This window comes from Paenibacillus sp. Marseille-Q9583, from assembly GCF_976954365.1.
In genome coordinates this window covers 136,507-163,034 of the sequence record NZ_CDRJTB010000003.1, presented here as the reverse complement: position 1 = coordinate 163,034, position 26,528 = coordinate 136,507, and the positions used below count along the sequence as shown (strand labels likewise).

20 protein-coding genes are annotated in these 26,528 nt (G+C 42.5%); 8 read left to right on the top strand and 12 right to left on the bottom strand.

Annotated features, from left to right (window positions below):
• Positions 1-171: 171 nt before the first annotated feature.
• The gene (locus ACWNM1_RS03265; protein ID WP_449599851.1) at positions 172-4,563 is read right to left on the bottom strand and encodes an S-layer homology domain-containing protein; all 4,392 of its coding nucleotides are present in this window, start codon (positions 4,561-4,563) and stop codon (positions 172-174) included.
• Between the two features lie 167 nt (positions 4,564-4,730).
• Between ACWNM1_RS03265 and ACWNM1_RS03260 the strand changes: the two genes are divergently transcribed.
• The gene (locus ACWNM1_RS03260) at positions 4,731-4,856 is read left to right on the top strand and encodes a DUF4023 domain-containing protein (protein WP_052414454.1); all 126 of its coding nucleotides are present in this window, start codon (positions 4,731-4,733) and stop codon (positions 4,854-4,856) included.
• Positions 4,857-5,020: 164 nt separating this feature from the next.
• Here the strand turns inward: ACWNM1_RS03260 and ACWNM1_RS03255 are convergent, their stop codons facing one another.
• The 3 genes from ACWNM1_RS03255 to ACWNM1_RS03245 form a co-directional block, all read right to left on the bottom strand.
• The gene (locus ACWNM1_RS03255; protein ID WP_449599848.1) at positions 5,021-6,241 is read right to left on the bottom strand and encodes a hypothetical protein; all 1,221 of its coding nucleotides are present in this window, start codon (positions 6,239-6,241) and stop codon (positions 5,021-5,023) included.
• 226 nt (positions 6,242-6,467) lie between these two features.
• On the bottom strand, positions 6,468-7,172 hold the full coding sequence (locus ACWNM1_RS03250; protein WP_449599846.1) for a hypothetical protein: 705 nt from the start codon (positions 7,170-7,172) through the stop codon (positions 6,468-6,470).
• A gap of 188 nt (positions 7,173-7,360) precedes the next feature.
• Complete coding sequence (locus tag ACWNM1_RS03245) at positions 7,361-7,882, bottom strand: GNAT family N-acetyltransferase (protein WP_449599844.1); 522 nt, start codon at positions 7,880-7,882, stop codon at positions 7,361-7,363.
• A gap of 164 nt (positions 7,883-8,046) precedes the next feature.
• Here ACWNM1_RS03245 and mbcS point away from each other — a divergent pair, with 164 nt between their 5' ends.
• Positions 8,047-9,642 carry an acyl-CoA synthetase MbcS gene (mbcS, locus tag ACWNM1_RS03240; RefSeq protein WP_449599856.1) on the top strand — a complete coding sequence of 532 codons (1,596 nt, stop codon included), beginning with the start codon at positions 8,047-8,049 and terminating at the stop codon, positions 9,640-9,642.
• Between the two features lie 80 nt (positions 9,643-9,722).
• Here mbcS and ACWNM1_RS03235 read toward each other — a convergent pair whose 3' ends face one another.
• Positions 9,723-10,301 (bottom strand): hypothetical protein, encoded by a 579-nt coding sequence (locus ACWNM1_RS03235; protein ID WP_449599842.1) that lies wholly within the window; start codon positions 10,299-10,301, stop codon positions 9,723-9,725.
• Positions 10,302-10,312: 11 nt separating this feature from the next.
• Complete coding sequence (locus tag ACWNM1_RS03230; protein ID WP_449599840.1) at positions 10,313-10,753, bottom strand: HEAT repeat domain-containing protein; 441 nt, start codon at positions 10,751-10,753, stop codon at positions 10,313-10,315.
• Positions 10,754-10,980: 227 nt separating this feature from the next.
• Between ACWNM1_RS03230 and ACWNM1_RS03225 the strand changes: the two genes are divergently transcribed.
• Genes ACWNM1_RS03225 through ACWNM1_RS03215 form a run of 3 tightly spaced genes read left to right on the top strand, consistent with a single transcriptional unit; the run spans position 10,981 to position 14,014 of the window.
• Positions 10,981-11,469 (top strand): DUF4358 domain-containing protein, encoded by a 489-nt coding sequence (locus ACWNM1_RS03225; RefSeq protein WP_449599838.1) that lies wholly within the window; start codon positions 10,981-10,983, stop codon positions 11,467-11,469.
• 6 nt (positions 11,470-11,475) lie between these two features.
• On the top strand, positions 11,476-12,861 hold the full coding sequence (locus ACWNM1_RS03220) for an MBOAT family O-acyltransferase (RefSeq protein ID WP_449599836.1): 1,386 nt from the start codon (positions 11,476-11,478) through the stop codon (positions 12,859-12,861).
• Between the two features lie 13 nt (positions 12,862-12,874).
• Entirely contained in the window at positions 12,875-14,014 is a 1,140-nt protein-coding gene (locus ACWNM1_RS03215; RefSeq protein WP_449599834.1) for a DHHW family protein, read from the top strand.
• A 288-nt stretch (positions 14,015-14,302) separates the two neighbouring features.
• Here ACWNM1_RS03215 and ACWNM1_RS03210 read toward each other — a convergent pair whose 3' ends face one another.
• The 6 genes from ACWNM1_RS03210 to ACWNM1_RS03185 all read right to left on the bottom strand — a co-directional run bounded on the left by ACWNM1_RS03210 (position 14,303) and on the right by ACWNM1_RS03185 (position 21,757).
• Positions 14,303-14,545, bottom strand: a complete 243-nt coding sequence (locus tag ACWNM1_RS03210; protein ID WP_341147110.1) for a hypothetical protein — start codon at positions 14,543-14,545, stop codon at positions 14,303-14,305.
• A gap of 52 nt (positions 14,546-14,597) precedes the next feature.
• Positions 14,598-16,013 (bottom strand): HAMP domain-containing protein, encoded by a 1,416-nt coding sequence (locus ACWNM1_RS03205; protein WP_449599832.1) that lies wholly within the window; start codon positions 16,011-16,013, stop codon positions 14,598-14,600.
• Positions 15,997-16,644, bottom strand: coding sequence for a response regulator transcription factor (locus tag ACWNM1_RS03200; protein WP_449599830.1), 648 nt, complete (start codon positions 16,642-16,644; stop codon positions 15,997-15,999). Before ACWNM1_RS03200 ends, ACWNM1_RS03205 begins: the two co-directional genes overlap by 17 nt.
• 10 nt (positions 16,645-16,654) lie before the next feature.
• Positions 16,655-17,938, bottom strand: coding sequence for a glycoside hydrolase family 5 protein (locus ACWNM1_RS03195; RefSeq protein ID WP_449599828.1), 1,284 nt, complete (start codon positions 17,936-17,938; stop codon positions 16,655-16,657).
• Between the two features lie 125 nt (positions 17,939-18,063).
• On the bottom strand, positions 18,064-20,394 hold the full coding sequence (gene gshAB / locus ACWNM1_RS03190) for a bifunctional glutamate--cysteine ligase GshA/glutathione synthetase GshB (protein WP_449599826.1): 2,331 nt from the start codon (positions 20,392-20,394) through the stop codon (positions 18,064-18,066).
• A gap of 19 nt (positions 20,395-20,413) precedes the next feature.
• Positions 20,414-21,757 carry an MATE family efflux transporter gene (locus ACWNM1_RS03185; RefSeq protein WP_449599824.1) on the bottom strand — a complete coding sequence of 448 codons (1,344 nt, stop codon included), beginning with the start codon at positions 21,755-21,757 and terminating at the stop codon, positions 20,414-20,416.
• Between the two features lie 219 nt (positions 21,758-21,976).
• On the opposite strand from ACWNM1_RS03185, the gene ACWNM1_RS03180 reads away from it, so the two are divergent.
• From ACWNM1_RS03180 to ACWNM1_RS03170, 3 genes are all read left to right on the top strand, one after another.
• Positions 21,977-22,882: an ArsR/SmtB family transcription factor gene (locus ACWNM1_RS03180; protein ID WP_449599822.1), complete on the top strand. Its 906-nt coding sequence runs from the start codon at positions 21,977-21,979 to the stop codon at positions 22,880-22,882.
• 113 nt (positions 22,883-22,995) lie between these two features.
• Positions 22,996-24,270 (top strand): MFS transporter, encoded by a 1,275-nt coding sequence (locus ACWNM1_RS03175; protein WP_341147104.1) that lies wholly within the window; start codon positions 22,996-22,998, stop codon positions 24,268-24,270.
• A 284-nt stretch (positions 24,271-24,554) separates the two neighbouring features.
• Positions 24,555-26,528 carry a serine hydrolase domain-containing protein gene (locus ACWNM1_RS03170; protein WP_449599819.1) on the top strand — a complete coding sequence of 658 codons (1,974 nt, stop codon included), beginning with the start codon at positions 24,555-24,557 and terminating at the stop codon, positions 26,526-26,528.

Sequence of the window (26,528 nt, the reverse complement as noted above, 5' to 3'; positions counted from 1 at the left end):
GCATTATTTTAAAATTCATATTATTTTGTATTCTGTTACTTCTTCATCGTAATAGTCCACTTCCTTAGAGATGTTTTCCGGCAAAGTGACACAAAAGAGCCCCAGCAGATAAGCTGAGACCCCTTTGTTCGATACAAGCTAAGCTTGAGTTCATTTCACGCAGATAATAGTTTACTTCTGCCCTTTTTCTAATAATGCAAGGATTATGGTAACCGCCTCTGCTCTTGTTGCCTTCTGGTTAGGTGCAAATTTATTCTGCCCTACACCATTCACAAGGCCTGATTTCGCTGCTGCTGCAATATACGGCACTGCCCATGCTGGTACATCCTTAGCATCATTGAAGGTTAATGTCGCTTTAGGATCTATTGTAATACCAAGAGCGCGAACAACCATAACTGCTAATTCTGTACGTGTTAGCTCCTGTGTAGGACGGAATGTTCCATCATCATAGCCACTGATAATTTGCAGAGATACAGCCTGTGCCACAAAAGACTTAGCCCATGCTGGAATCTTCGCAGAATCCTTAAAGCTTGAAGTGTCACCATTCTCCGGCAATTGCAATGCACGTGCCAGCATTGTGATAAATTCAACCCGATTTACTTTCTGATTCGGACGGAAAGTATCATCCGGATAACCACTAACGAAGCCAGCTGCTACTGCTTTCTCGATAACAGCAGCCGCCCAGTGATTGCTAGTATCTGTTAAAGATGGCTTACTAACTGGCTTCACAGTTGGTGAAGCCACCGTTGTCGGCGCTGGTGTAGCTGTTGGCGCTACTGTTGGTGCTGGTGTTGCTGTCGGTTTTGTTGTTGGTGCTGTTGTTGGCGCTGTTGTTGGCGCTGTTGTTGGCGCTGTTGTTGGCGCTGTTGTTGGTGCTGTTGTTGGCGCTGTTGTTGGTGCTGTTGTTGGTGCTGTTGTTGGCGCTGTTGTTGGTGCTGTTGTTGGCGCTGTTGTTGGCGCTGTTGTTGGTGCTGTTGTCGGTTCAGGTGTTGGGTTTACTACAGATTCCTTAACAATACCAAACTCTTCAAGAACGTATGGTTTAGCATCATTAACATTTTGATCGATCTCATAAGATACAGCTGTCAGCTTCCCTGCATCTACAGTGATACCAACAAAGGTTTGAACTTGACCGCGTTTTGGACGCGTAGCATCACTTGGGTCCGCTCCGTATTTAGCGGCTGTATTCTCATTGGCTACTTCAAAGAGATTATAGTAAGCATCTCCCAATTCTTTCTTCATGTTCTTATAGTAAACCTTCGCTCCTGCCGTAGCTGGAATCAGATAGATTGTTCCATCTGGGTTTACTGTGTACTCTACCGTTTGACCATTGAAGCTTTCCTTGATTTTCACTGTGTCTGCTGCAGTTCCGTCAGCCTTGATTGGCTTGGTTCGTGCATAGATATGATCGTGACCTTGAAGCACCAGGTCAATACCCAGTTCAGCCATCATTGGAGCGACTTTCGCTCTTTCTCCATTAGCGCCCATAATATCTTTGTCAGTAGCGTGGTTAGAGGTTGTGTATGGTCCTTTATGCATAGCGACGATAATCCACTTCGCTCCAGCAGCCTTCGCTGCTTTTACATCGGCCTTCATCCAATCCAACTGTGCTTTGCTGAAATTAGCATATTCATCCGAATTCTCATTCGTGTTCAAGACTATAAAGTGCGCATTGCTGTAATCATAGGAATAGTATGCTCCTGTTTCTGTTGGTGAGCCTGCAGCTTCCTTAATATTGTAGTGCTCATAGAAGGCATTCGCTTTATCCTCATGGTTCCCCGCAACTGGAACAATAGTCGTATTGAGCAAGGTTTCCTGCGAATGGCCAAGCAACCAATTCCATTGTGATTCATTGGTTCCAGTATCTACGATATCTCCGTTAATCGCCACAAACTCAGCATTCGGGAATGTCGTAAGTGCTTTTGCCATCGTTTCTCCAGAAAGAATAGCCTCATCTTCGGTCTTAGCTTGTGTGTCCGCCAGATCGATGAAAGTAAATGCACCTGTCTTAGCAGCTGTTTCGAAGGTTCCCACTGCACTCCACAATCCCAGTGCTTTATCACCTACACGAAAGTAGTATTTCGTATCAGCCTTAAGGCCAGAAGCTTCAGCTTTATGAACTAATTCATCCTTAGAATTTCTGGAAACAGCTGAACGTCCTGTAAACTCAGCAGCTTTTGTAAAGTCTGGAGTAACGCCCGTGTTCTCTACAACCTGCAGGTCGCTTCCTGAAGATTTCAACGCTGTATACCAAGTGAATCCTTTCGCACTCACTGGGTCGCCATTAAAGGTAACTGTAACTTTTTTGATAGAATCGGTAGAAGCAATTTTAGCTTCAGAATTGGTTCTGTCACTTACAGCTTTGATAACAAATTGATAGGTTTGGTTCGGATTAGTATTTTCTACAGTGTAACTATAAGAAGTTTGACCTTCCGTATTAGGAACACTGACCGTCCAGTTTGCAGATACTAGATCATTTTGCTCATAAATGCGATATCCTGATACCGGTGCACCGGATGCAGGCGCATCCCAAGTTAACGTGATTTTACCGCCATCTGCTACAGTAGCTTTTGCATTTTGCACAGGTTTAACAGCTACGTCAGACTTATGAATGCTGTATTTATCATACAAGTCAGTAGATCCACCAGTTGTCGTGGTGTAGGCTTCGTATGAAAATTCATTATTCGTTACAGTCATTCCTGTGAACATTTCCTTACCAGGCTGCTCGTATTTAGCTGCAAAAGGAAACGGACCTGCGCCAACATTATATTTTTTATTACCCGCTGCATTTGTAATCAGGTATAACGTACCCTTAGGATCAGTTACCACTCCGTTTTTGTCCGGCTTAATATCCGTCAACGGCTGATTGTTGTACATTTGATAGCTTCTAGTATAGGTGTGGTCATGTCCTCCGATAACCATGTCAATACCAAGCTCATCAAATACCTTTGTCAAATTAGCTCTGTAATAGAGTACATCTGTATCATTTGTGTGACTGGCAACTGAATAAGGTGATTTATGCAAAAGCACAACCTTCCACTTCTGATCGCTTTTCGCGGCTTCACTGCGCAGCCACTCTACTTGTTTTTTGTAAATTTCGTTATTCTCAAGACTCGAGCTAGCACCATAATATTCTGTATTAATAACCATAAAGTGTGCTGAACCGTAGTCAAAAGAATATACAGAGCCATCTGGTTTTGCGCCCGTATTCGAGACATTAGGTAAATTAAAATGAGTTGTGTAATTGCTATAACTCTTACTTTCATGATTACCTACCAGTGGAACCAATGGAATATTTGCTAGAATATCCTTTGGTTTATTGAAGAACCATCCCCATTGCTCCTCAATATCACCGTTGTCTACTAAATCACCAGAATTCAGAATGAATTCACTTGTCGGGAATTTAGCCAATCCCTCTTGAAGGGTATGATTCCAAATATCAAAATCACCTTCAGTTGTTCCTTGAGAGTCCGTTGTATATAAGAACTTAAATGCCTGATTACTAGAGCTTTCTGTTGTAAACGTTCCGATGTCACTCCAATTGTCAGCTTGTCCATCCCCAGCACGGTAAGCATACTCCGTTCCCGGCTGCAGATGATCAGCAATGACCTTATGACTAGTCAATACAACTGGTTTTTTAGCTGACTTATCCGCTTTTGTCATATACACGCTTGTTGTAACCGATGTTCCTTCGTAAGATTGAGCACCTACCGTGAACTGACCGTCCACTAATTTAGAAGCTTCTACTACTTCAAGCTTGGTACCCGTCACACTCTCAGGTGCATACCAGTTGAATCCCATACTAGTCTGAGGGTTTCCGTTAAAAGTCAGTGCGATGGACTCAGGCTTACCAACTCCAGGTTCTACAGGCTCTACTACCGGATAAGCAATCAGGTTCATATCCCAATAGAGGTCAGAGCTACCATCACTCGATTGATGCACCTCAGCTGAAAGCTCATTACTTCCATCCTTCAAGTTAGCCTTTACTACTTCGGTAAGGTCTACCTTGGTATATTCGTTTGGATCACTTAAGTTAGTTGAACTTTTTGTTTGAAAATTAATTTCGCCCGCTGGCATAGCCTCACGGTAAATTTCTTTACCGTTCAAATATAGTATAGCTCCGTCATCAAATGCGAAGTTACCCAAGATTTTATCGGATTTCGCAATCTCTTCCTTATTCACCGTTACGTTTGTCCGGAAGTAAGAAGTACGATATTTCATACTCTTATTAGAACCGTAGCTTATATTTGTGTTCAGAGCACCAAATTGCTTGCTGCTGACTCCGGTTCCATTATCTTTATAACCAAGCGGCGCTTGGCCAGACGCCCATGTTGAATCATCGTACACGGACCGCCATACCGTCGCTTGATCTGTTCCGTGATCTAGATACTTCCACGTAGAATTCCCTGCCAATAATGTAACAGGCTCTAACGATTGTAATTGCAGTAGTCCAGCATCCCCATTGCTGTCTTCAGCATAAGCTGGTATTCCTGTGAATGTAATTCCCAGTACCATAACGAAAGCTAAGGTCATGGATACAGCTTGTTTAAATAACCTGTTCATAATCAGTCTCCCTTACTGTTCTATGAAATGCTTGCATCCATTTATAGTAACTATTAAATATTTTCGCAATGTCTTTATAAACATAGAAGTTTGTAAAGTACATCGTGTATGTATTCTTACAAAAGTGGTTACAGTAACAGCAAGGTTGCCAATCAAGGAGGATAAACATGGACGATACTCATGCTTTTGTAGAAAAAGTACACGACACCCAAAAGAAAGCAGAGAAGAATAAAGAGCATCATGGCAAATCAACACCAAGTCAAAAGCTGCCCAATAAGCAACATAGTAAGTAATTCTGCATTGGAATAGCTCAGAAACAAGCAAAAAACGCCTTCAGTGTCCTTAAAAAGGACGCAAGGCGCTTTTTTTGAGAATAATTTTGATAAATAATAATATGCAACTTTACATTCATATATTTGAAAAAAGCCCGTGCAAGCGCACGGGCTTTCGGTCTGAGCTATTTTAACGGAAAGAGCTTACTAGAATAGACCATGTACAAATTATCATTAGCTATGAATAAATCATCGTAATAAACAGGCTGTTCTCCACCTCTAAACGGACTTGCGAACGAATACAATGTCTTATAACTCTTACGGTCGAGCACAGTCAGTGCAGTTTTGCCTTCAGGTCTTAATTCAGGCACAATAGAAATGTGTTTGTCGTCCAACCGTATTTTGTAGCCTAATGAACTGTTGGATAGGGGAGCAAGTGGGGTATGATTCAGTTGCTCACCGTTACCGTTCAGTACATAGAATCCTGTTTTATTGAAGAACATGAGTTTGCCATCCAAAATGTAGCTTTTGTTCGTTGTTGGAGCAATCTTCTTTGTCCATTTCTCTTTCCCATTTGCACCTAAAGCCACCAGTTGCGAAGTACTCTGGGATATCTTTTTTTCTAAAATATATAGATCATTGTTAAGCTTCAGTATTTGCCCTATTTTTGTAGTTGATTGTAACGGCAAGCTGAATTTTTTCTTGAGATTCCAGTCAAAGACATCAAAGGATACCGGTTTAGCACTATAAAGCTCAGTTTTGAGCACCAATATTTCATTCGAAGTAACATCACAAATCCAATATGAATACTTCTGCGTATCCTTGCTACTAAAATTTTTCTTCCAAGCTACTTTACCATCCAAATTCACCGCTGTGATTTCGTCCCTATCAGTCACGATTATCTTATTATTAATTATACTAAGTTCGAATACAAAATCAGGGAATAACGTCTGCCATTTCATTACCCCCTTAGGGCTAATCGAATACAGGAACGTTTCATTCGAGGGGCTTTTCAGTCCTGCTCCAATTACACTGTAGAAGTTTCCTGTTTCGTCAAAAAAAGCACGTGCGCCGTAACCAAATCCCCCATAGATCGGAACCTTCCACTGAATTGTATTCGTCTTAGCATTAATCGTAACGATATACTTAAGAAGCATCTGTTTTTTTTCATTACGAGGACTCTTACCCGAATACGGCACATCGAAGTACAAAAGTCCATTTGCTGTTCCCAGATACTCAATTGTAGAATTGTAAGAAAAATCAGGGAAGGAAATTGGCTCTTGCATCTTCAATTGTTGTTCTGCCCCTGTATTCGGCTCTACAGCTTCCGCATTAGCGGGCATATGGCTTAGCGGTGCTAAAGCAACTATCAACATAATCAGAAGACTCCATACTTTTTTCATCATAACAATAGCTCTCCTTCTATCAAACAAATATTATTACAATCCTTTCTTTAAGTCCTTAATTTTTCCAATTATTAAAATAGACCCTTCTGAAGTTTACCAAAAAAATACAAAGTCTGCCCATTAAAATTTATACTTGCCCTATATCTCAATAAAAAGCAGCAAGCCTCTCCAAAATCGGGAGACTTGCTGCTTTTTATAGTTGACACGTTCATTACTATTTGTAGAGTTATTTATTCCATTTCAGCACATGCACTGCTACTTTCTCCAAATGCGCCTTACTCATCGTTTTATTTGGAGAGCTGATTGTTACATAACGGTCACCCAGCTTATAGGTCAAGAACAACGAATCGGTGGATGGACTATACCATTTAGCTTCGGTTCCGTTAGAAAGCTTTACAGTTTCACCTTTATAATCGTAGGCGTAATCACGAGGAGAAATATTCACCTTCATTTGCTTGAACAGAAAGTTCACACCATCATCTGAACCCACTACTTTTTGAAATGCGTCTCCACTCACCATTTGAGTAGGTGCATAGGCTGTTTCGAAACCTTGGAAATTGGCGAAGGCTTTAACAATCTCTTCTTTCTGAGTGTTGCTGTATTGTACAGGAGCCAGAGAAATAGTGTCAGTCACCGAGCCTCCTGTGCCAAGAATAACCTGATTGTTCACCGCATCAAAGGTCACAGGCACCTTCATCACATCAGCAATCGCACGTACAGGAAGATAGGTTGTATTGTTATACGTAATTGGTGCCAGTGCATTTCCTTTATTATCAACTGGCGTATAAGCCGTGCCATTCACCTTAAATCCAATGCTGTGATTGAGATATGCCGTAATTTTCTGAAGTTTAGTTCCTGCGTACACACCGGCTGATCCTGTGACTACCATCCCAAACACCATTGTTGCTATAATTATTTTTTTGTTTTTCATAAGTAAGCCCTCCTCGAAAGTTCAATCTTTGTTCTTACTTTAGCTCAAACTAAATAAGATTATGTCTCTAAGTTGTTTCTTACTTGTACCCATTTTGTAATTAAAAAAATCAAGATATCATTCATTTAACCAAAAATAAAAACAGCAACCCGCTTGTCCTAAAAAGGATCGTACGGATTGCTGTTAGATTAACTTTGATACGGCGTTGTAACCTTATACACTTCTGTATATAAAATTTCTCTATAAAGATTGAATTCTTCTACATCGACAGGGTTAGGGTAAGTCATAATTTGAAGCGGTAAATCAGCATTTTCCTCACGCAGAGGGGGCTGCACATACGCATAAGGATTCAAATGGAAGCCCAGTCGCTCATAAAAGCCAATTCTCCGTTGTTCCATTTCACCCAGTGGCGGCTCTACTTCAAGAAGCACAGGCTTGCCCGACTGACGGATATATTCTTCCATCAGCTTTTTACCAATGCCTCCACCTCTTATACTTGGGTCCACGGCAATATGTTCTACAAATCGAAATCCTGGAAACTCCCAGCAAGCTATAAAAGCAATGATTTTCCCCTCAGCATTCACTTCGGTAATCAATCGGTAATGTGGAACATCCAATAACTCCTGTTGTCCCTCATAGGTTCTGATCTCGGAGGTAGGAAAAGAGGCTTCCATAATAGCGAATATTTCATCAAAAGTTGTGTGATTCATAACATAGTTCTCACTTTCTGGATTTATATTTACACAAGTTATCTTAACCTTCTGAACCCTATGATATCAAATTTAAGCATCAAGGTACTAGTACCTGGTACTAGGATAACGTGCTATACTAAGCATAACAGTTATACACATCTTGTTTTATATAGGAGAGGTTCATATTGGATAATCAGCAGTGGATCGCACCTGAGTACTACAATCTCACTTCGGAAATGGAACGACATGCTCCGGAAAAGATTGCGCTTAAGTGGTTGAATGAACAAGGAGACTACGAAGAGATCACTTACGGAGATCTTCGCAAGCAAGCTAACCAGCTTGCCGGAGGGCTCACAGCACTCGGCCTTCAGCAAGGGGATCGTGTTCTTGTAATGGTTCCCCGTCGAATCATCGCTTATGTCATCTATTTAGCATGTCTGAAGCTAGGACTTGCCATTATCCCTTCATCAGAAATGCTTCGCGCCAAGGATTTATCTTATCGTCTGCGGCATTCTGAAGCCAGAGCTGTTATTGCTTGGTCCGAGGTCACTGATGAAGTTAATAAAATCTCAGACGATCTGCCTGCTCTGGCTTACCGTCTTTCTGTATCCGGCGACCCTGACGAGCTCGGTCATGGATGGCTAGATCTGGAAGGCCTAATGATTGATCAACCAGACAAATTCACAGCAGTCGAAAGCCACCGGGACGATATGGCGATCTTGGCATATACCTCTGGAACAACTGGCAACCCTAAAGCAGTCGTTCACAGTCATGGCTGGGGTTATGCTCACTTACGAATCACATCGCCTCAATGGCTCGATATCAAAGAAACCGACACCGTTTGGGCAACAGCAGCACCGGGCTGGCAGAAGTGGATCTGGAGCCCCTTCCTAACCGTCCTTGGTAACGGGGCGACCGGCTTTGTATATAGTGGATCATTTCATCCCAAAAAATATTTGCAGCTGCTACAAGATCACAACATCGAGGTATTATGCTGTACGCCAACCGAATATCGCTTGATGGCCAAATTAGAAAATCTCAATCAGTATGACTTGTCCCACCTTCGCTGCGCGGTTTCCGCTGGAGAACCTTTGAATCAAGAGGTTATCAACACCTTCCAGCGTGAATTCAATATCACGATTCGTGATGGTTACGGTCAAACAGAAAGCACGCTTATTATCGGTACTCTCAAAGATACACCTATTCGAATAGGTTCTATGGGTAAGTCTATTGCTCCAGGTCTAGTTGAAGTGGTAGATGAGGACGGCATTCCGTTACCTGCTGGAGTTGTTGGAGATATCGCAGTGCACTTAAGCATGCCAGCGTTATTCCATACCTATTACAAAGACCCCGGCAGAAAAGAAAGCTCTACTCACGGCGAGTTCTTCATAACTGGTGACCGGGCACGGAAAGATGAAGAGGGTTATTTCTGGTTCGAGGGCCGTGGAGATGACATTATCATTAGCTCGGGCTACACCATAGGTCCTTTCGAAGTAGAAGAAGCCCTTATGAAACATGCTTCGGTTAAGGAATGCGCGGTCGTTGCAAGTCCGGATGAAATCCGCGGACATATCGTTAAAGCTTTTATTGTACTAAAAGATGAGACCGCCGCTTCTCCAGAGCTTGTGAAGGAGCTGCAATCCCATGTTAAAGAGTGGACCGCTCCTTATAAATATCCACGCAAAATCGAGTTCATTCAAGATCTTCCGAAGACGACCTCCGGAAAAATACGGAGAGTAGAGCTTCGTGAGCAGGAGAAACGTGCTGCGCAGGAGTAACATAACAGTAGATATTTAATAAACAAAGAGCAGCTAGTCCGTAATAGGACTGCTGCTCTTCTTTATAGGGTATCAGCTTGTTACTCGGACCAATATTTCGCATCCGGGTTTAGAGCCGCGCCAACTTCGCCCTCTTTTACTAAATCGCAATCGAGGTAACCCTCTTCATCCAGGAAATAAACCTCCTGCTTGTAGAACTCACATAAAGTCTCCAGGAACTTTTCAGGTGATTCATACATGACAATCAGATCCCCAAAATCATGCAGCAGGTCACATACACGTTCCACACCATCTGCAGATTTATAGTAACAAATGAAGTCGCTACCGTAGTTCGTTAAGATCGGCAAGATAACTCCATCCACTTGATGGCCTTTTTCTTCCAATATTCCAGCTAAAATCTTCATCTCTGCTTCATATTCATTAATATGAATTAGACGATACCCTGGAATAAATTCGATCAGACTTGGTTCTTCTTCCTCACTGCTTGTACCAGAAACTGTGTTATAAATGACCTTCAGCAGTTCAGGGGCTTCCGGAAAAATCGCCGTAATCTTCGCTTCATTATCCCCCTTACCTAAGCTGGCAATATAGTCAGGACGTAAGTCAGCGGAAAGCTTAAGATATTCTTGAAATTGTTCTGTCAATTTGTTAGTTTGCATGTTGTCATCCTTTACTTGTTCGAGGAATTCCACATCTTCGTCAGCCAAGCGTCAAAGTCAGCGCCCTTTTCGCCTTCGTAAATATCGTACACGTCGATTCTCATCTTCTTCAGTTTCTCTTTGAAATCTTCGTACGAATGATCTCTTGGCAAGCTCTTCTTGATTCTCAGGAGTATTTTGGATACGCCTTTTACTAGCTCCGGTTTATTCTTGGACGGTGCTTTCACATCTTCGCCGAATGCCTTCAGTTTAAGGTAAGCCGCTTCTTGAACTGTATATACAGGATCGCTCTCCATTAAACGCGTCAGGATATCGATAATTTGTTTGTGGTTAGTCTGTCCTAGTTCTTCAACAGCTTCTAGACGGGCTCTCCAATCCGCAGAGCGGTTGGCAGCTTTCTTTAATTCCTCGTAATTCTCCGGTAGTCCATTATTGTTCAGTTCTTCGATCATTCCGTTCAATCCCCTTCTATTCAAAACTATCTATCTAACATTAACAGTATAACCAACCATTGCGCAAGCTAAGAGAGGAAGATCTTTGCATGACCTTTTCCTTTAAACATATTTCCACAAAATTGGGGTAAAGTATTCGAAAGAAAGTGTCCCGCAACATTCTATAGATTCTTTACGTTAGTTAACTAGAGAAACGTAGATCAAACACACCAAGGAGAGTGACCTAATTGAAAAAACATACCTTCATTCTAGCGTTAACTATTGTATTAAGTGTAATGCTTAGCGCCTGTTCCAGTAGTAACAATGAAGCCGTTGTCGAAACCAATCTGACGTCGAAAGAAATGATCGACGAGATGCTTGCAAAAGTGGAACAGCCTTCATTAATGGAAGTTGAAGAAGATATGGTGGCTCAGCTGTACCATCTAGCTCCATCATTACTTGAAGATTATAGCATTAGAATGCCAATGATGAATGTGAAAAGTAACGAAATTGCCATTTTAAAAGTTAAAGATGCAAAAGATATCTCTACTGTCGAAACCGCCGTCAAAGAGCGTGCGACTGATATTCAAAAGCAATTCGAACAATACCTTCCGGATCAGTATGAGAACGCCCAAAATTATAAGCTGGTCACAAAAGGCAATTACATCTTATTCGTGATTTCGGAGAGTGCTGATCAGCTGGTGACTGAATTCGATACCTTGTTTACTAAAAAATAATTAGCGATGGTATTCAGCAGCCTACTGTTCCTATTCCTGTTCCTGCCGGCTGTACTTGCACTCTACTATGTTTCGCCTTGGCGAATCAAAAACCTCATATTGTTCTTAAGCAGTCTGGTGTTTTATGCTTGGGGCGAACCCGTCTACATTGTAATTATGTTGCTGTCCACCATTACGGATTACGGCTTTGGTCTACTTCTTAGTAGACCGAAGCTAACTAAGGTACAACGCAAGTGGATTGTGGTTAGCTCTATGGTTATTAACCTGGGCTTATTGTCGTATTTCAAATATGCAGATTTTCTCATCCAAAATGTAAACGAACTCCTCGGTACTCATATCCCATTAACTGATTTACCACTACCTATTGGGATTTCGTTCTATACCTTTCAATCCATGTCGTACATCATTGACGTCTACAGAGGAACTGCTAAAGCACAGCGGAATTGGATTGATTTCGGTACGTTTGTAGCCTTGTTCCCGCAATTAGTAGCCGGTCCTATCGTTCAATACAACACCATTGCAGAGCAATTACGAGCGCGTTCGGTGGATATCTCCATGTTCGCAGAGGGTGTACGAAGATTCATTATCGGACTTGCCAAAAAAGTGCTGCTTGCCAATAACATCGGTTTGCTCTGGCACACCATTTCCAGCTCCAATCTAGATTCTATACCTGCTTTAACCGCTTGGATTGGCATTATTGCATTTGCTTTTCAGATCTATTTTGATTTCAGTGGATATTCAGATATGGCGATTGGCCTCGGACTTATGTTCGGCTTCCGTTTTAACGAGAACTTCAACAAACCTTATATTTCACAGAGCATTACCGACTTCTGGCGGAGATGGCATATTTCCCTTAGCAGTTGGTTTCGTGACTACGTATATATCCCGCTTGGAGGCAACCGCCGGGGTTTAGGCATTCAAGTACGCAATATCCTAGTCGTCTGGCTGTTGACGGGAATCTGGCACGGAGCAAGCTGGAATTTTTTACTCTGGGGATTATACTTTGGGATTATTCTTATCTTTGAGAAATGGTGGGGATTAAAGCTACTTAGCCGCCTACCGCGCTGGGTTAGGCATTTCTATGCCATTGTACTCATTCTCATCGGATGGGTCTTGTTCGCCTTTGAAGAACTTCCACTGGTACTTAGTTACTTGCAAGCGATGCTCGGCTTTAACGGTCAGCCATTGTGGAATACCACTACTTTATACTTTACTTACACAAACGCGATTCTACTTGTAGTACTAACTTTAGCATCTGTACCTTTGAAACTCTCCAAGCGTATGGATAATAGAACGATTCCTTCTCTGGTTTGGTATGGCGTGCTGTTCTTCCTATCTGTCGCGTACTTAGTGGATGCTACCTTTAACCCGTTCTTATATTTCCGATTCTAGGGGGTGATTGTTTATGAAGCAGAGGACGGATCGAATACTAGTGGTGGGATTTGTCGCGACGCTGTTTCTGGTGGGTATAACCTTTTTCTTACTGCCTGTTCAACGTTTCTCCGAGTTAGAGAATCGATATTTGCAAAGTGCTCCCCATTTGACATGGGACAATTTATTATCCCACACCTACGCGGAAGAGGCGGAAAGCTTCGTAACCGATCATTTCCCTTTTCGCGCCAAATGGGTATGGGTGAAATCGGCGATGGAGCAAATGAGGTTGCAGCAAGAAAATAACGGAATATATAAGGGGAAAGACGGCTACTTATTCGAAAAATTCGAGGCACCTGATCACAATAAGGTTCAGCAATATACAGCGGCTGTGAAGCATTTTGCCGATAAAAACACCGAAGCCAAAACGACCTTTCTGCTTGCGCCGACATCGGTAGGCTTGTACAACGAGCGTCTGCCCTGGTTAGCACCCGTATATTCGCAAGCCGAGGTGAATCAAACGATTGCTGAGGATGTAGGGGATAGCCTTACTTTTATAAATGGATTTAATGTTCTTGCTCCTCATGCCTCAGAGGACATTTATTATCGGACCGATCATCACTGGACAACCTACGGCGCTTATTTGGCTTACGTAGCCTATGCTAAAAGTATGGGATGGCAACCTCTGCCCCAGAGCGAATTCGAGATTGAGACGGTTAGCGATTCGTTCCTTGGAAGCTACCATACGCGGAGTCAATTTATCGGAGTGACGCCAGATTCCATTCAAGTGTATAAGCCAGTTCATGATGTATCCACCAAGATGCATATTGTAGATACGGGTGAGAATTTAACAAGTATGTACGATCCAAGCTATCTGGAGAAAAAAGATAAATACTCTTATTTCCTAGGCGGCGTTCATGCCCTCATGAAAATCACAAGCCAGCTTGATCCAAAAGTGGTCAAACAGGAGAAGCTGCTCGTCATCAAGGACTCCTATGCGCATAGTGTCATCCCTTTTTTGACTCAGCATGTACCGGAAATCCACGTGATCGACATTCGTTATTATAACGGGAGTATCAGTGAGTACATGGCTCAGAATGATATTAAGGATGTATTGATGTTGTTTAATACGGCTACTTTTGTTGATAATTCGGCGATTTTAAAGCTTAATTGATGATATAGTGATGGATTAGGTGATGGCTATGGAGATAATACGATAAATCTGGTGATGGGACGTAACTGCGGGAATGTTTGGACTTTCGGTCGCTGTTGTCTCCAGATTTCTTTATTTATACCGTTTCTAACGGTTGAAATCCGGAGACAAAGGCGAACGCTCCGCTCCTACAGTTCCAAAATTCCCTCCGTTACTTCCCACCATATTTATGGGTTAAATATCAAGATCAAAAGCACCAAATAAACTACACGATTTTTCCAACTGCACTATGCCCCACCAAACAATAAATTAATTGCCATCTTCTAACACGTATGTCCTTATTACTGTATCACCATCAAATACATAAATCCTTTCGCAATCAATGCATCTCCATATATCATATCGGGGAAACGGTATTGTAACCGGGTCAATTGAATCTCCTAAATTTATAATTTTGTCCCATTCTCTATCTGTATAGACCCTTAATTCAACGTCATTGGGTGCATTTGAGTTTGAAAGTGCTTCACCACATTTACATTGTAATCTTGCCATTGACGCTCCTCCTTTTAAGGAATTGTGATAATTCCTTCACTCATCCAAATTTTCACCTTGTCGGGAATTGATCTGCATCTTCAACATCAAACCAAACACTAAAACTAATATACGAGTCCTCTAATGTGGCTTCATATTTGAGATCATTCTTAGCTAGAATCTCCGCGACAATAGACAGGCCAAGTCCAGTTCCGGAAATTTCTTTGTTTCGAGACTCCTCAATAACATAGAACGGGTCCCAGATATACGCTAGATGCTTCTCTTTTAGGCGCGTGGTTTTATTAGTGATGGTGAATTTCAAAGTGCCGTGGGTATCATTCGCTACTGAGATTCCAAAGACATTCTCTTCCCCATATTTAATGGCATTACTAATTAAGTTGTTGAATACAATTTCTATCTGGCTAATATCCTCTTCAACGATGGATCGTTCAACCGAATGGAAGTCGGTCTGTAACGTCAGGTTTTTATTTTTAAGCGTAATATTATATTGTGAGATCACTTTGAGCAGAAGCTCTTTAAGATCGAATTTTTCTTTATACACTTCGGTCTTTTGAATCTTGGACAGCTTAATTAAGTAATCTACCATATCCGAAGTGTATTTCACCTGCTCCAAAATGATATCGGTATACGTACCATCATCCAAATCGTCTTGAATGCCAATGGTATACGCCTGGATTAAGGATAACGGTGTTTTTACCTCGTGTGAAATGCTTGAGATCAGTGTGTTTAAGCTTTGATTTTTCTTTTCCAGCTCTGCATGGGCGCTTTTCAAACGCTGACTCATCTGGTTAATGCTTTTGGATAACTCTTCGATTTCATCCCCCGACTTAATCGTCACTTGTTTAAAATCAAGATTGGAGATATCCTTCGCTACATCCTGCAATTGCTCTAACGGAGTAATGATTTTCCTCGAAAAATAAGCCACTAACAGCAAGCTGATAATAATCCCCAAAAGAATAGAATAGAAGCTGAATTGATTTACGATGTTTAAAGCATCTGTATTATGCACAACCACAGTGCCGATGAGGATTAAGCTACCATCCTGCTCATATATTTTCGTTAACAGGCTGGACTTCAATTTCCCCTGATTAAATAATAGATTCACCGTTTTTCCTTCATTTACCTTTTGCAAAACTTCTTCCGTAATCCAGAACTTATTGAGTGCCACCTTATCTTTATACAACGCAAATTGAATGTTCTCGTTGATTATTGTTGTGCTTCCGTTGTTCTCAACCCTAACTATCGTTACATTGTTATTGTTCTCGATCGCTGTTTCTTTCTCCATGAGCTGATCCAGGCTGAGATCCTTTACTTCGTCATAAATGTCGTTAATTTTGGTTTTCATTTTATAAAGGTAATAATCGGACGAGAAAAAATTGTGTAATGAATAGGACGTCCCAAACACAATCAGCAGAATAATACTTACCATAATCAATAACTTCGTGCTTATTTTATTGATTTTTATCATGGAAGCTGTACCCCATTCCCCTGTGTGTGATTACGTGGTCAGCCCCAATCTTATCGCGCAATCTTTTGATATGTGTATCCACGGTTCTCTCTTCACCAAGATAATCCATCCCCCAAACGGAAGATAACAAAGAATCTCTGGACAAAATCCGGCCTTTATTCTCATATAGGAAGGTTAGCAGTTCAAACTCTTTTTTATATAGGGACAGCTCCTCCCCATTCTTGAATACTTTTTTTCGCTCAAAATCAATTTCTAAGTCCCGTATAGCAGCTACTTTTTCGGTACCCAGCATTTTTTTGATTCTCAGCATTAAGATCCGTGGATCGAATGGTTTTCTTATATATTCATCTGCACCGATATCTAATGCGCTAAATTCATCGTCATGGGAAGATCGAGCGGTCAACATGACCACCTTAGCTAAACTAATCTGCTTGACTTCATTGCACACCTCAATTCCACTTCGCTTAGGCATCATCCAATCCAGTACCACTAGATCGATCTTATTCGAATAAAAGAGCTCCAGCGCCTCCTCTCCATCCGCTGCTACCCAAACGTTATAGCCCTCTTTTTCAAAATAAGTCTTCAATATAGATGTCATATGTTTCTCATCATCGGCAATTAGAATGTTCAATTAGCATCATCTACTCCTTTCCTTCAAGTCCTTTCCTCAATACTTCCCATATCGGGTTATCGACTACTTTTCGAGGAGGCTGTTCGCCTTTCTCTATCGCTTGCCAATATTCCCAGGTTGGGGGCTTACTTCCCAATTCATAATCCATACCGTCCCAAGTATCCTCGCGGAAAGCATAAAACGCCCAGTGCCAGGCGAAATCATCAAAAATCGAAATTAAATCAGCCATGTATTGATCTGCACCTTTTACTAGTCGATTCGTTCCAAACTCTTCTGCAACAATCCGATTTGCGGGGATGTTATGTTCCTTTACCCACTGCGCAACAGGTTCCAGAAATTCCTTTAAGGCTTCCTTGTTAAAAGCTTTTTCCGTTTTATTATCCCCGACCTTTACCGTTCCAGGATATTCATAGGTTAACCCTTTTTTCTTATTTTGACTGGTTAACTCGTAAGGCTCGTACATATGAAAAGCATACAACACATTCTCATCATCGATCGGTTTTAAATATTTAAAAGCCCAAGGTGTAGCATACAGCCCAGAATTTACGATAATTGGCGTCTTGGTATCTACGGTACGAATAGCGGTCACTATCGTCTCATATAAAAGATTCAAATCCGCAGGGGTATTCTCTACTGAGCTATACCATTCGCTGTAGTCCTGTGTCCAGAAGTCATTAAATCCCGTGGCGGTCTCTGGATGCGGCTCATTTATCAGGTTATAACCGATTACCGCAGGATGATCTTTCAACCGGCTTGCCAGATCTCTCCAAAACACTGCCGCTTTTTCATGATAACTGAAATCTTTCCATATCCGATCATCATTTTTGTAATTATTGAACTGCCTCCAGCGATCTCCGGGGAGACTGAGTACGGTCAGCACCACCTTGGAGCCCCGAGCCTCGGCTGCATCTAAGTCCGCTTTTAACTCGGCAAAATCCTCTTCAACAATCCCTTCATACTTATCTGCATTCCCTATTAGAAAATCTTTATCCGGGCTCGCATCCGGTTTGTCATTAAATAAATAGTCACTGTCTTTTGCCCATTTATCTGGTGCCAAACGAACGAATTCAATATTCTGCTCTTTGGCAGCATCATAGTTCTCCGGTAAAGATTTTGAATTCATGAAATTGGTTCCTTTTCTCTGGCCATCCCAGAAGGCTAACTTCTCGTTCCTTTCTTTCGTTTCTTCCTTCTTCTCTTCTTTCTTTGTTTCTGGATTGGCTTGCGGTGGTACCGAACTGCATCCGACAACCAACAATAAGATCAACACGATAAAAGCTTTAGAATTCTTCATTTTCTCACCTCGTAGCCTATCGTAGCGAATCTCTGTTACAAGAGTGTCACAAGGGGTGGAAATCAAGCCGAAATTGTCTCGTTTAAAAGCAGAAGCTCAACCAAAAGTACTGGTTGAGCTTCTGTTCATTCTCCAAATAACAGATCCAAAATTCGTTCATCCGCTTGACGGTTCTTCCCTTTATAAGGATAACAGTGGATATGAATCGCTGGATTAAAATTGATCTCAATAATGCTGTAATTGGTATCCTTCGCCTCTTCCCTAATATCATCAATCATCATGTCTACTCCACAAATAGTGGCCCCTGCAGCTTTAGCTGATTGAATGGCTAGATCTTTATAGCTGTCCGGAATCTCATCAGTAAAGTCTAAGCTATCTCCACCGGTACTAATATTCGAATTCTCCCGCAGGTAGATCATCTCATTTAATGGAGGGATATCGCTCCAAGTCATAGTGTGATTCTTCAAAAACATCTCTTCTGCTTCGCCAATCCGAATCTTCTCAAGCGGAGTTTTGTAGCCACGACCTCTTAGCGGATCCTTATTCTTTTCGTGGACCAGCTCTTCAATCGTATGTACACCATCACCGACCACATTCGCCGGAACCCGGTGCAATACCCCGACTACTTCATCACCCATGACTAGAAAACGATATTCTTTCCCCGTCATAAATTCCTCAAGCAGCACTGTTCGATCATGCTCGAAGGCAATTGCGAAGGCTTTTTTATAATCTTCTTTGGAGAAATCATCTGTAAAAATAGTAATGCCGAGTCCAAAGTTGGTTGATTTGGGTTTGATCACTATTCGCTTATTACGATAAGTGCTATATGCATTCATTGCCGCTTCCAGATCTCCAAATGCCTCACCTGAAGGAACACGAATGCCTTGTTGTTTGAGAACTTCCTTCGTAACAATTTTATTCTCCATAATTAATACCGTGCTGTAAGAATCCAGGGATGTCTTCGTAGCCTGCTTAACGTATTCTTTATGATCGCCTTTCGTAAGTACAACGAAGTTCTCTTCCCGATCGAGCAATTGAAACTTAATCCCACGTTTAACTGCTGCCTTCAGTAAAAGCTGTGTAGATAGCTCCAAATCCTCATATCCTACAAATCGGTATCCATTCGCAAGACTTTCCTTAGCATATTGTTTGGCTTTATTCAGATGATATTTAATAAAAGAGGATTGTTGAACTTCCGACTTCACAATCCCTGCAAAGCTCTGATCTGGATTTAGAATCTTATCCTTAGCTCCGTTCAGAACGTTCGAGAACTGTTTATCCTCTGGGTTCAATAGCTGAATCATATCCTGCATTTCTTGCATACAAATTAAAGCCTTCTGTTCCATTGTCCCGCAAGAATCTCCGTAATCATGCAAACAGCCTTTGATCCCCTCCATGATCAATTGATCATGATTAAGATTCGCCATCTTCTGATCCTCTACTCCGTACGGTTCATCCTCTTTCAATAGCATATACAGGATAAACAGATGAATGAAAGTCATTGATTCTTTGCTAATTCCTATTTTATAGAGTGGATTGAGATCAATAAAACGAAGCTCCAAATAGGCAATCCCATCCTGCAGCAGCTCCTCTAACGGGTGTTTACCTCTTGCCGTCTTCACTCTAACCGGGCTATAGAACTCTTTTACACTTAATAATTCTTTCGATTCAATCAACGCTAGTAAATCATGTACATATTCCGTAAGCGAGTCAAAAGACACATAGAGAGGCTTTTCATTCCGATACCCGCATTCGCTATTTCGCAATGAATTCATATTCAGATAATAGAAGCTTTTGTCATCATCTGATTCACCACGTGCCACACATTGCTCCATATAAGTCTTATCAAAAACAGGACTAGCACCTGTTAAATAGATTAGAAGCCAGCGGTATCGCAATAGGTTGCGGGCTATTTTTAAATAGATAGCATCTTTGAAATCTTTAAAACTCTCTTGTGGATCTGCGATATCATGAAGCTTTATTAGAAATTGTTCATTAAAAGAGAAATTATAATGGATCCCACTCAGCAATTGTCTTTTACGACCATACTTATCGGCTAGCTGATGTCTATATTCGTCCTCTACCGGATTACCCATTTTGGCAATGGGAATGTCCTTATCATTCGGTAGCATGGGAGGATTACTACTCGGCCACAGATATTCTTCATTAAGCTCTAGCGACACAATATCCTGCAGCGCCTCCAGAAAGTTATAAGTCTCTTCAATAGAATCAAAAGAGGGTGTCACCATTTCAACCTGACTCTCTGAGAAATCCGTTTGAATATAGGGGTTCTCCAGCTTGTTTCCAAAGGCTTTTGGATGTGGTGTCAGCGCAAGTCTTCCCTCTGGATCCACTCTGACATTTTCTTTTTCCAGTCCAAATTCTCCGTGAAAAATCTCCTTATTCAAATGGTTATCCTTTAAAAGCTGTATGAGTTTACGATTTAATAAAGCCATTCCTACGCTCATCCTTTGCTTAGTAATTTGCCTGCTGTTTATTCATTCTGAACAAAGATCTTCTAAACCAGAACACAAGAATAACCCCCTTAAACACACTGCTTAGCGCAATCGACATCCACACCCCATTCAAGCCAAAAGGCTCGGATAAGAGTAAGGCTAGTGGAATTCGGAGTGCAGTAAATGAAATACTAAAGATCGGTGGGATGTGGGTTTGACCCATGCCGTTAAAAGCACCTACAGTCATCAATTCCATACACATGAATAATTGTGAGTAACCGATGATCCGCATATAATCTGCGCCCAATTCCAAACTTGTCTGGTCTGATAAAAACAATGAAAATAGCTGCTGCGGGAACGCAATAAATATAAGCGACACGATCACGCCAAAAATGGAGGTTAAAATTAAGGCCTGACGATACCCCTGCCCAATACGATCGAAGCGACGTGCTCCATAATTTTGACCAAAAAAGGCAGCAATAGCTCCCTGTAGTCCGCCAATGGTCATATAGGAAATGGATTCAATTTGGATTCCTACTTTTTGAACCGCAATAGCATCCGCTCCAAATCGTACAATGATCTTGGCAATGATGATCGATATGATCGTAAAGGTGACCCGTTGGATTGTTATGGGTAGCCCCATGCGGATGACTTCTTTCATTTGACGACTGTCCCACGCGGATGTATTTGAAATGAGTTCTGACTTTCTTGTCTTCATGATAAAAAGAGCCGTAACCAAAATGTTCGCCGTTAATGTTGCAATAGCTGCCCCCGCTACTCCCCATCCTTCAAAACTGCCCCAGCCAAAAATCAAAAATGGATCAAGGACAATATTAACCATAAGACCAATGGAGAAGATCTGAAACGGTTGTTTACTATTTCCCATAGCGTTTAAGAGAGTTGCGAATAACGTATTCACGATGGAAAATACCGATCCAAATATCGAAATCACTAGAAATTGTCTAGCCATCCGCTCTACTTCATCACTTCCAAGATCAAAAAAACCAAGCAACTGATTCTTGGTAAATAGCACTAAACTCATATAGAGAAGTCCTAATAAAATAGACATCATAAATCCGTTCTTTATATAAGATTTAGCCTTCTCTAACTGACCAGATCCCATACAATGCGCCACCTTAATCCCTGTGCCGATCGTAACCATAGTCGATAAAGCAATCGCTAGATTAATGAAAAAACTCGCTGTACCAATCGCGGCAACCGGACCACTTCCTAATCTTCCAACCCAAATCATATCGACTAGACCATAAGTAGTAGAGATGAAATTCGTCGCAATAATCGGAAGCGTTAATTTCATTAAGGTAGGCATAATAGGACCCTGAGTCAAATCGTTTGTGTCCTTCAAGTCTAATTACACCTTCTTCATCTAATTTCAAATCCATTATATAACCATAAGCTTATATAAACAATTGATTATATTTGAACAATATTTTGAGTTCGGATTTTTCGGCGAAATGGCTATTGAAAACAACAAGAAGTTCGTTTACAATAAAACAAATAATAAGTTCTATATTTATAGAACTAGTAATTAATTCAGTATCTCACTGAAAGAATGGAGCAGCTCATGGATTATAAAATAGAAGTCGATTTTGCACCCATGTATGAATGTGTTAGTAGTATGACTGTCTTTCTGAGCAAGCAGAACCATACTGCCATGGATTCCGGTAAGCTCTGGGTACGGGATGTTCAAGCAAGATTTGCACCCATGCTACTTCGTAAAATGCAAGAGGTCGTTAAGAAACTTGATGATTTCAGTTTGGCTCCCTACATTTGGTCTTGTCCGGGCGAGCGTTCGGTAGAGGGCTTTTTGGTATGGTTCGATGCTTTAACATCTGGAGAGCTATATGAAATTTCCGGACGTTTCGGCCAATCGGTTCCCTCCAATCTTGCGGAGCTTAGGGATACCGCTTCTGATATCCTGCGCGAATGGAACGCGGGATACTTCAGTGGAATCGATCCTAATATCATTAAAGGACTTGAGCAGGAAGCCGAATCAAGACGCGCGATGCTAAACGGGAACAATGATATGGAGATCTTTGAAGCAGCAACTGCTGGAATGCGACTTTATCCAACCGAACATCTGAAGCAAGTCATTATCATTCCGCAATATCATGCTCGTCCACTAGTTACGACCGCTATGTATGATGAATTCGTATTCACAAGCTACTCTTGTGATGTTCTCCCTCCAGAAGCTGGACGGCCTGCGCCTGCATTACTCCGCCTTACCCGTGCGTTGTCAGATGAGACACGGCTGTATATCCTTCGTTTGCTCACAGGCAAACAGCTCAATTTCACAGAAATCGTACGTGAGGTAGGACTTTCAAAAAGCACAATCCACTACCATCTTATCGCGCTGCGTGCAGCTGGGCTGGTCATTGTCCATACACATGGTAAAAGCGCTTCGTACAGCCTACGTTTAGAAGCCTTAAACGGACTGCCTCAGCAGATTGGGGCGTATCTGGAGAGTTAAGCATAAACGTCTTTGGCGTCCTTATAAGGACGGTAAGCGTATTTGCGAGAAATATAAGATAGTATAGGTGCAAAACTTATACTTTCTTATTTTAAGAAAGGAGCTACCAAGCAATGATCAAACGCAGCTATTATGGTCTACTCTCCACCATCACTTTAAGCGCTTTTGGAGATGCTTTTGGCTTACTGGCTATGGAATGGCTCGTCTATGAGCTAACCGGTTCTAAGCTAGCGATGGGAGCACTCGCGCTCAGCTCCGGCATACCTGAGCTGCTGTTGCGCTTGCTCGGTTCACCGTTGTCCGATCGGCTGCACCGGGTCCGTTTTATGGCCTGCTTGGCTGCCATTCGCTTGCTGGCTATAGCACTGCCACTCGGCATGGGCCTGGCTGGCCAATTGCAGCTGTGGCATCTGTTTGTCGCCGCGGGTCTCAGCGGATCTTGCGCCGCATTGTTCATGCCAACAGCGATGGCTGTTATTCCTGGAGTTGCCGATAGCCGGAAGCTGGTGCGAGCTTTTGCTATCATTGATGGCAGCAAAAGCGCAGCAGTCCTGCTGGGGCCTGCATTAGCAGGTGCGTTGACCGCTGCTAGTGGAGCACTGCCCGCCCTTGGCATCAACATGATATGTTACGCAGCCGCCATCACTACCTTGCTGTGCTTACAAAAGCTACCGCAACCTTCTCCACCCCCAGGTCGTTTCTCCATCACCGTTTACGTTCGCGAGATAGCCGAGGGTTTTACCTTCTATAAACAATTCCCTGCAATGCTTACGATTATGATCATGGCCTCCATCAGTAATTTAAGCTCAATTGCCGTCTGGACGATGATGGTCCCTTTTGTACGCGAAGTGCTCCGCCGTGATGCGGCGACGATGGGCACGCTAAGTACAGTTCTCGCCCTGGGAACGTTAGTCGGGCTAAGTGTGATTTCCATAATAGGAGAAATTAAAAAAAGGCGGCTTGTTATGCTTGGCAGTCTGGGGACCATAGGTTTAGTGACTACCTTATGGGGGTTATTTCCTAGTTTTTCTTTTGCTCTCGCCGCCGTATTTGCTACCGGAACGTTAGGTCCCTTCTTCGGTTCGTTAAGCTCTTCACTCCATGGACGTCTAGTTCCGAGCCATCTGCAAGGAAGAGTCAATTCTATTCGCTTTCTGATCGGTGGCGGCTTGCAGCCTTTTGGTGCTTTTGCCGGTGGCGCGATTGCCCAGCATTATGGGGTGCCCGCACTTTTTGTAATCGCCGGACTGCTTCCAATGCTCTGTGCTAGCGCAGCCTTACTGCTCCCCGGACTAAAAGCACTGGATGGTGACCTTTCCACCCTTGAGGCTACCCATAGACGACCCGTTGTGGAAGTTCCGTCACAAGGTGTTGTAACTGAACGATAAGTGGGGATAAGTAGAAGAGTTCACTGATTCTAATAGAAACAGCGATAGCTTAGGACAAGGAAAGCACGTCCTAAACTACCGCTATTTATTTTAATTTATCAGGCAAAAAAGGAAACTGGAATTTCGATTTTTCCACAATAGACTACCCTCTGTCGTTGAAGGCGCGGATGGCAGTCTGTTTTTTATTGTCTTGTTAACGTTCCATTCACACTACTCTGATAATGTCTATAAGCGTTAGGTGGATGATCATCCAAGCTCAATAAATGATGATGTGGAGGATAATAATGTTAACTTATATAAAAAAAAGACTGATCGCTGGTCTAACCCTATTGGCTGTGATTAGTGCCGGATTAGGCGCAAGCCTGGTGTTGCCCGGGAACCAGGCATGGGCCGAGACCAAAACGGATCAAACTGTGCTACCTATAACCCAGACTGAAGCACCTGCCAGTCTCGATGATACCGCGAGTCTGACTGCCTTCGTTAATGGCATCATGGAACAAGATATGAATCGGCTGCAAATTCCGGGAGCGGTCATCTCGATCGTAAAGGACAACAAGATTATTTTGGCCAAAGGTTATGGCAGCTCCAATCTGGAAAAGGCCGCACCCGTTGACCCGTCAACCAGCATGTTTCGAATCGCTTCAACGACAAAACTGTTTACCTGGACAGCGGTGATGCAACTGGTCGAGCAAGGCAGAATTGATCTAGATACGGATATTAACACCTATCTGAAATCAGTTAAGATCCCTGCTACTTATCCTGAACCTATCACTATGCGCCATTTGATGACACATACAGCAGGATTCGAAGAAGGTGGAGTTGGTTATCAAATCACTACAGACCCTGCCAAATTGCCGGGGTCAATCTCGGAAACACTCAATAAGCATATGTTGGCACGGGTAAGACCACCCGGACAGATAAGTTCTTATTCGAACTACGGTGCTACACTCGCAGGTCTAATTGTAGAGGAAGTTAGCGGTGTTCCTTACAATGATTATATAAAGAAATATATTTTTAATCCGCTCGACATGAAATATTCGACTGTAGTAGAACCTTTGCCGGAGTCATTCATGCCCAACAAAGTTGTGGGGTACAACAGCGAGAACGGTAGTTTTATTCCAGGCACACCTACCTTCGAGGGCGGCTTTCGTCCTGCCGGCTCGGGTACAGTATCAGCAGTAGATATGGCGCATTTCATGATCGCCCATCTGCAGAACGGGAAATTTGGAGACCAGCAGATTCTGAGACCCGAGACGGCAGAACTAATGCATTCAACGGCGTTTCAATTTGATAAACGTCTGCCGGGGCTGGATCTTGGGTTTGCAGAGAAACAAATCAATGGGCTCACGCTGATCACTCATGGTGGTTCTGACCCCATGTTTAATACGGAATTATACCTTGTGCCAGCCAAGCATGTAGGCATCTTTGTATCCTACAACGGTGGTGAAGGCAGTGATTCCGCTGCAGGTCTCATCCAAGCCCTTTTCAACCGCTATTACCCTGCTCCTGATGCGAGTCAGGCTGAATTCATCGCTTCTGATGAATCTATTCAGAAATTTGCAGGAGCCTATCAATTTACCCGCAGAAACATCAGTGATATTGATAAGTTTTTCAATTTTTTCGCTCAGCTGAATGTCTCAGTTGAGGATAATAAGCTATCCTTGGGAAGTGGTAGTGAACAACAATTGTATCGTGAAGTCAGTCCGAATATGTTCCAACTCGAGGGAGGTACCGAACAAATTGCCTTCCGCACGAATGAGTCCGGTAAGGTTACACATATGATCTTAGGGATGGCACCGGATATGCCGCTGGAGCGTACGCCTCTCTTGGATCAGAATAAATTTTGGCTTATCGTACTAGGGTTGTCGGGGTTGATTTTCATCACTGCATTGCTCGGACTAATCTTCTCCAGACGCAAGATTAAGGCGATGACGCCACCTGAAAAGTGGGCCATCCGCCTATCTGCGGGAACTGCTGGTTGGGCGCTGCTATCTTTCGTCACGATATTTATGGTGGTTATGTCCATGGACATAATGCAGAAGTTCAGCGGGATCAGTCTTTCGCTTTCTCTCAGTTTAGTTATGCCAATCATTTTGGTTGGTCTGACTCTAGCTCTGCTAATCTCGGCCATACTGGTTTGGAAGAATAAATACTGGACAGTTTTCAAGCGTGTGCATTATACGTTAGTGACGCTTTCGGCTGTGGCGATGACTCTGTTCTTCTACTATTGGAACCTGTTGGGTTGGCAGTTCGGATAA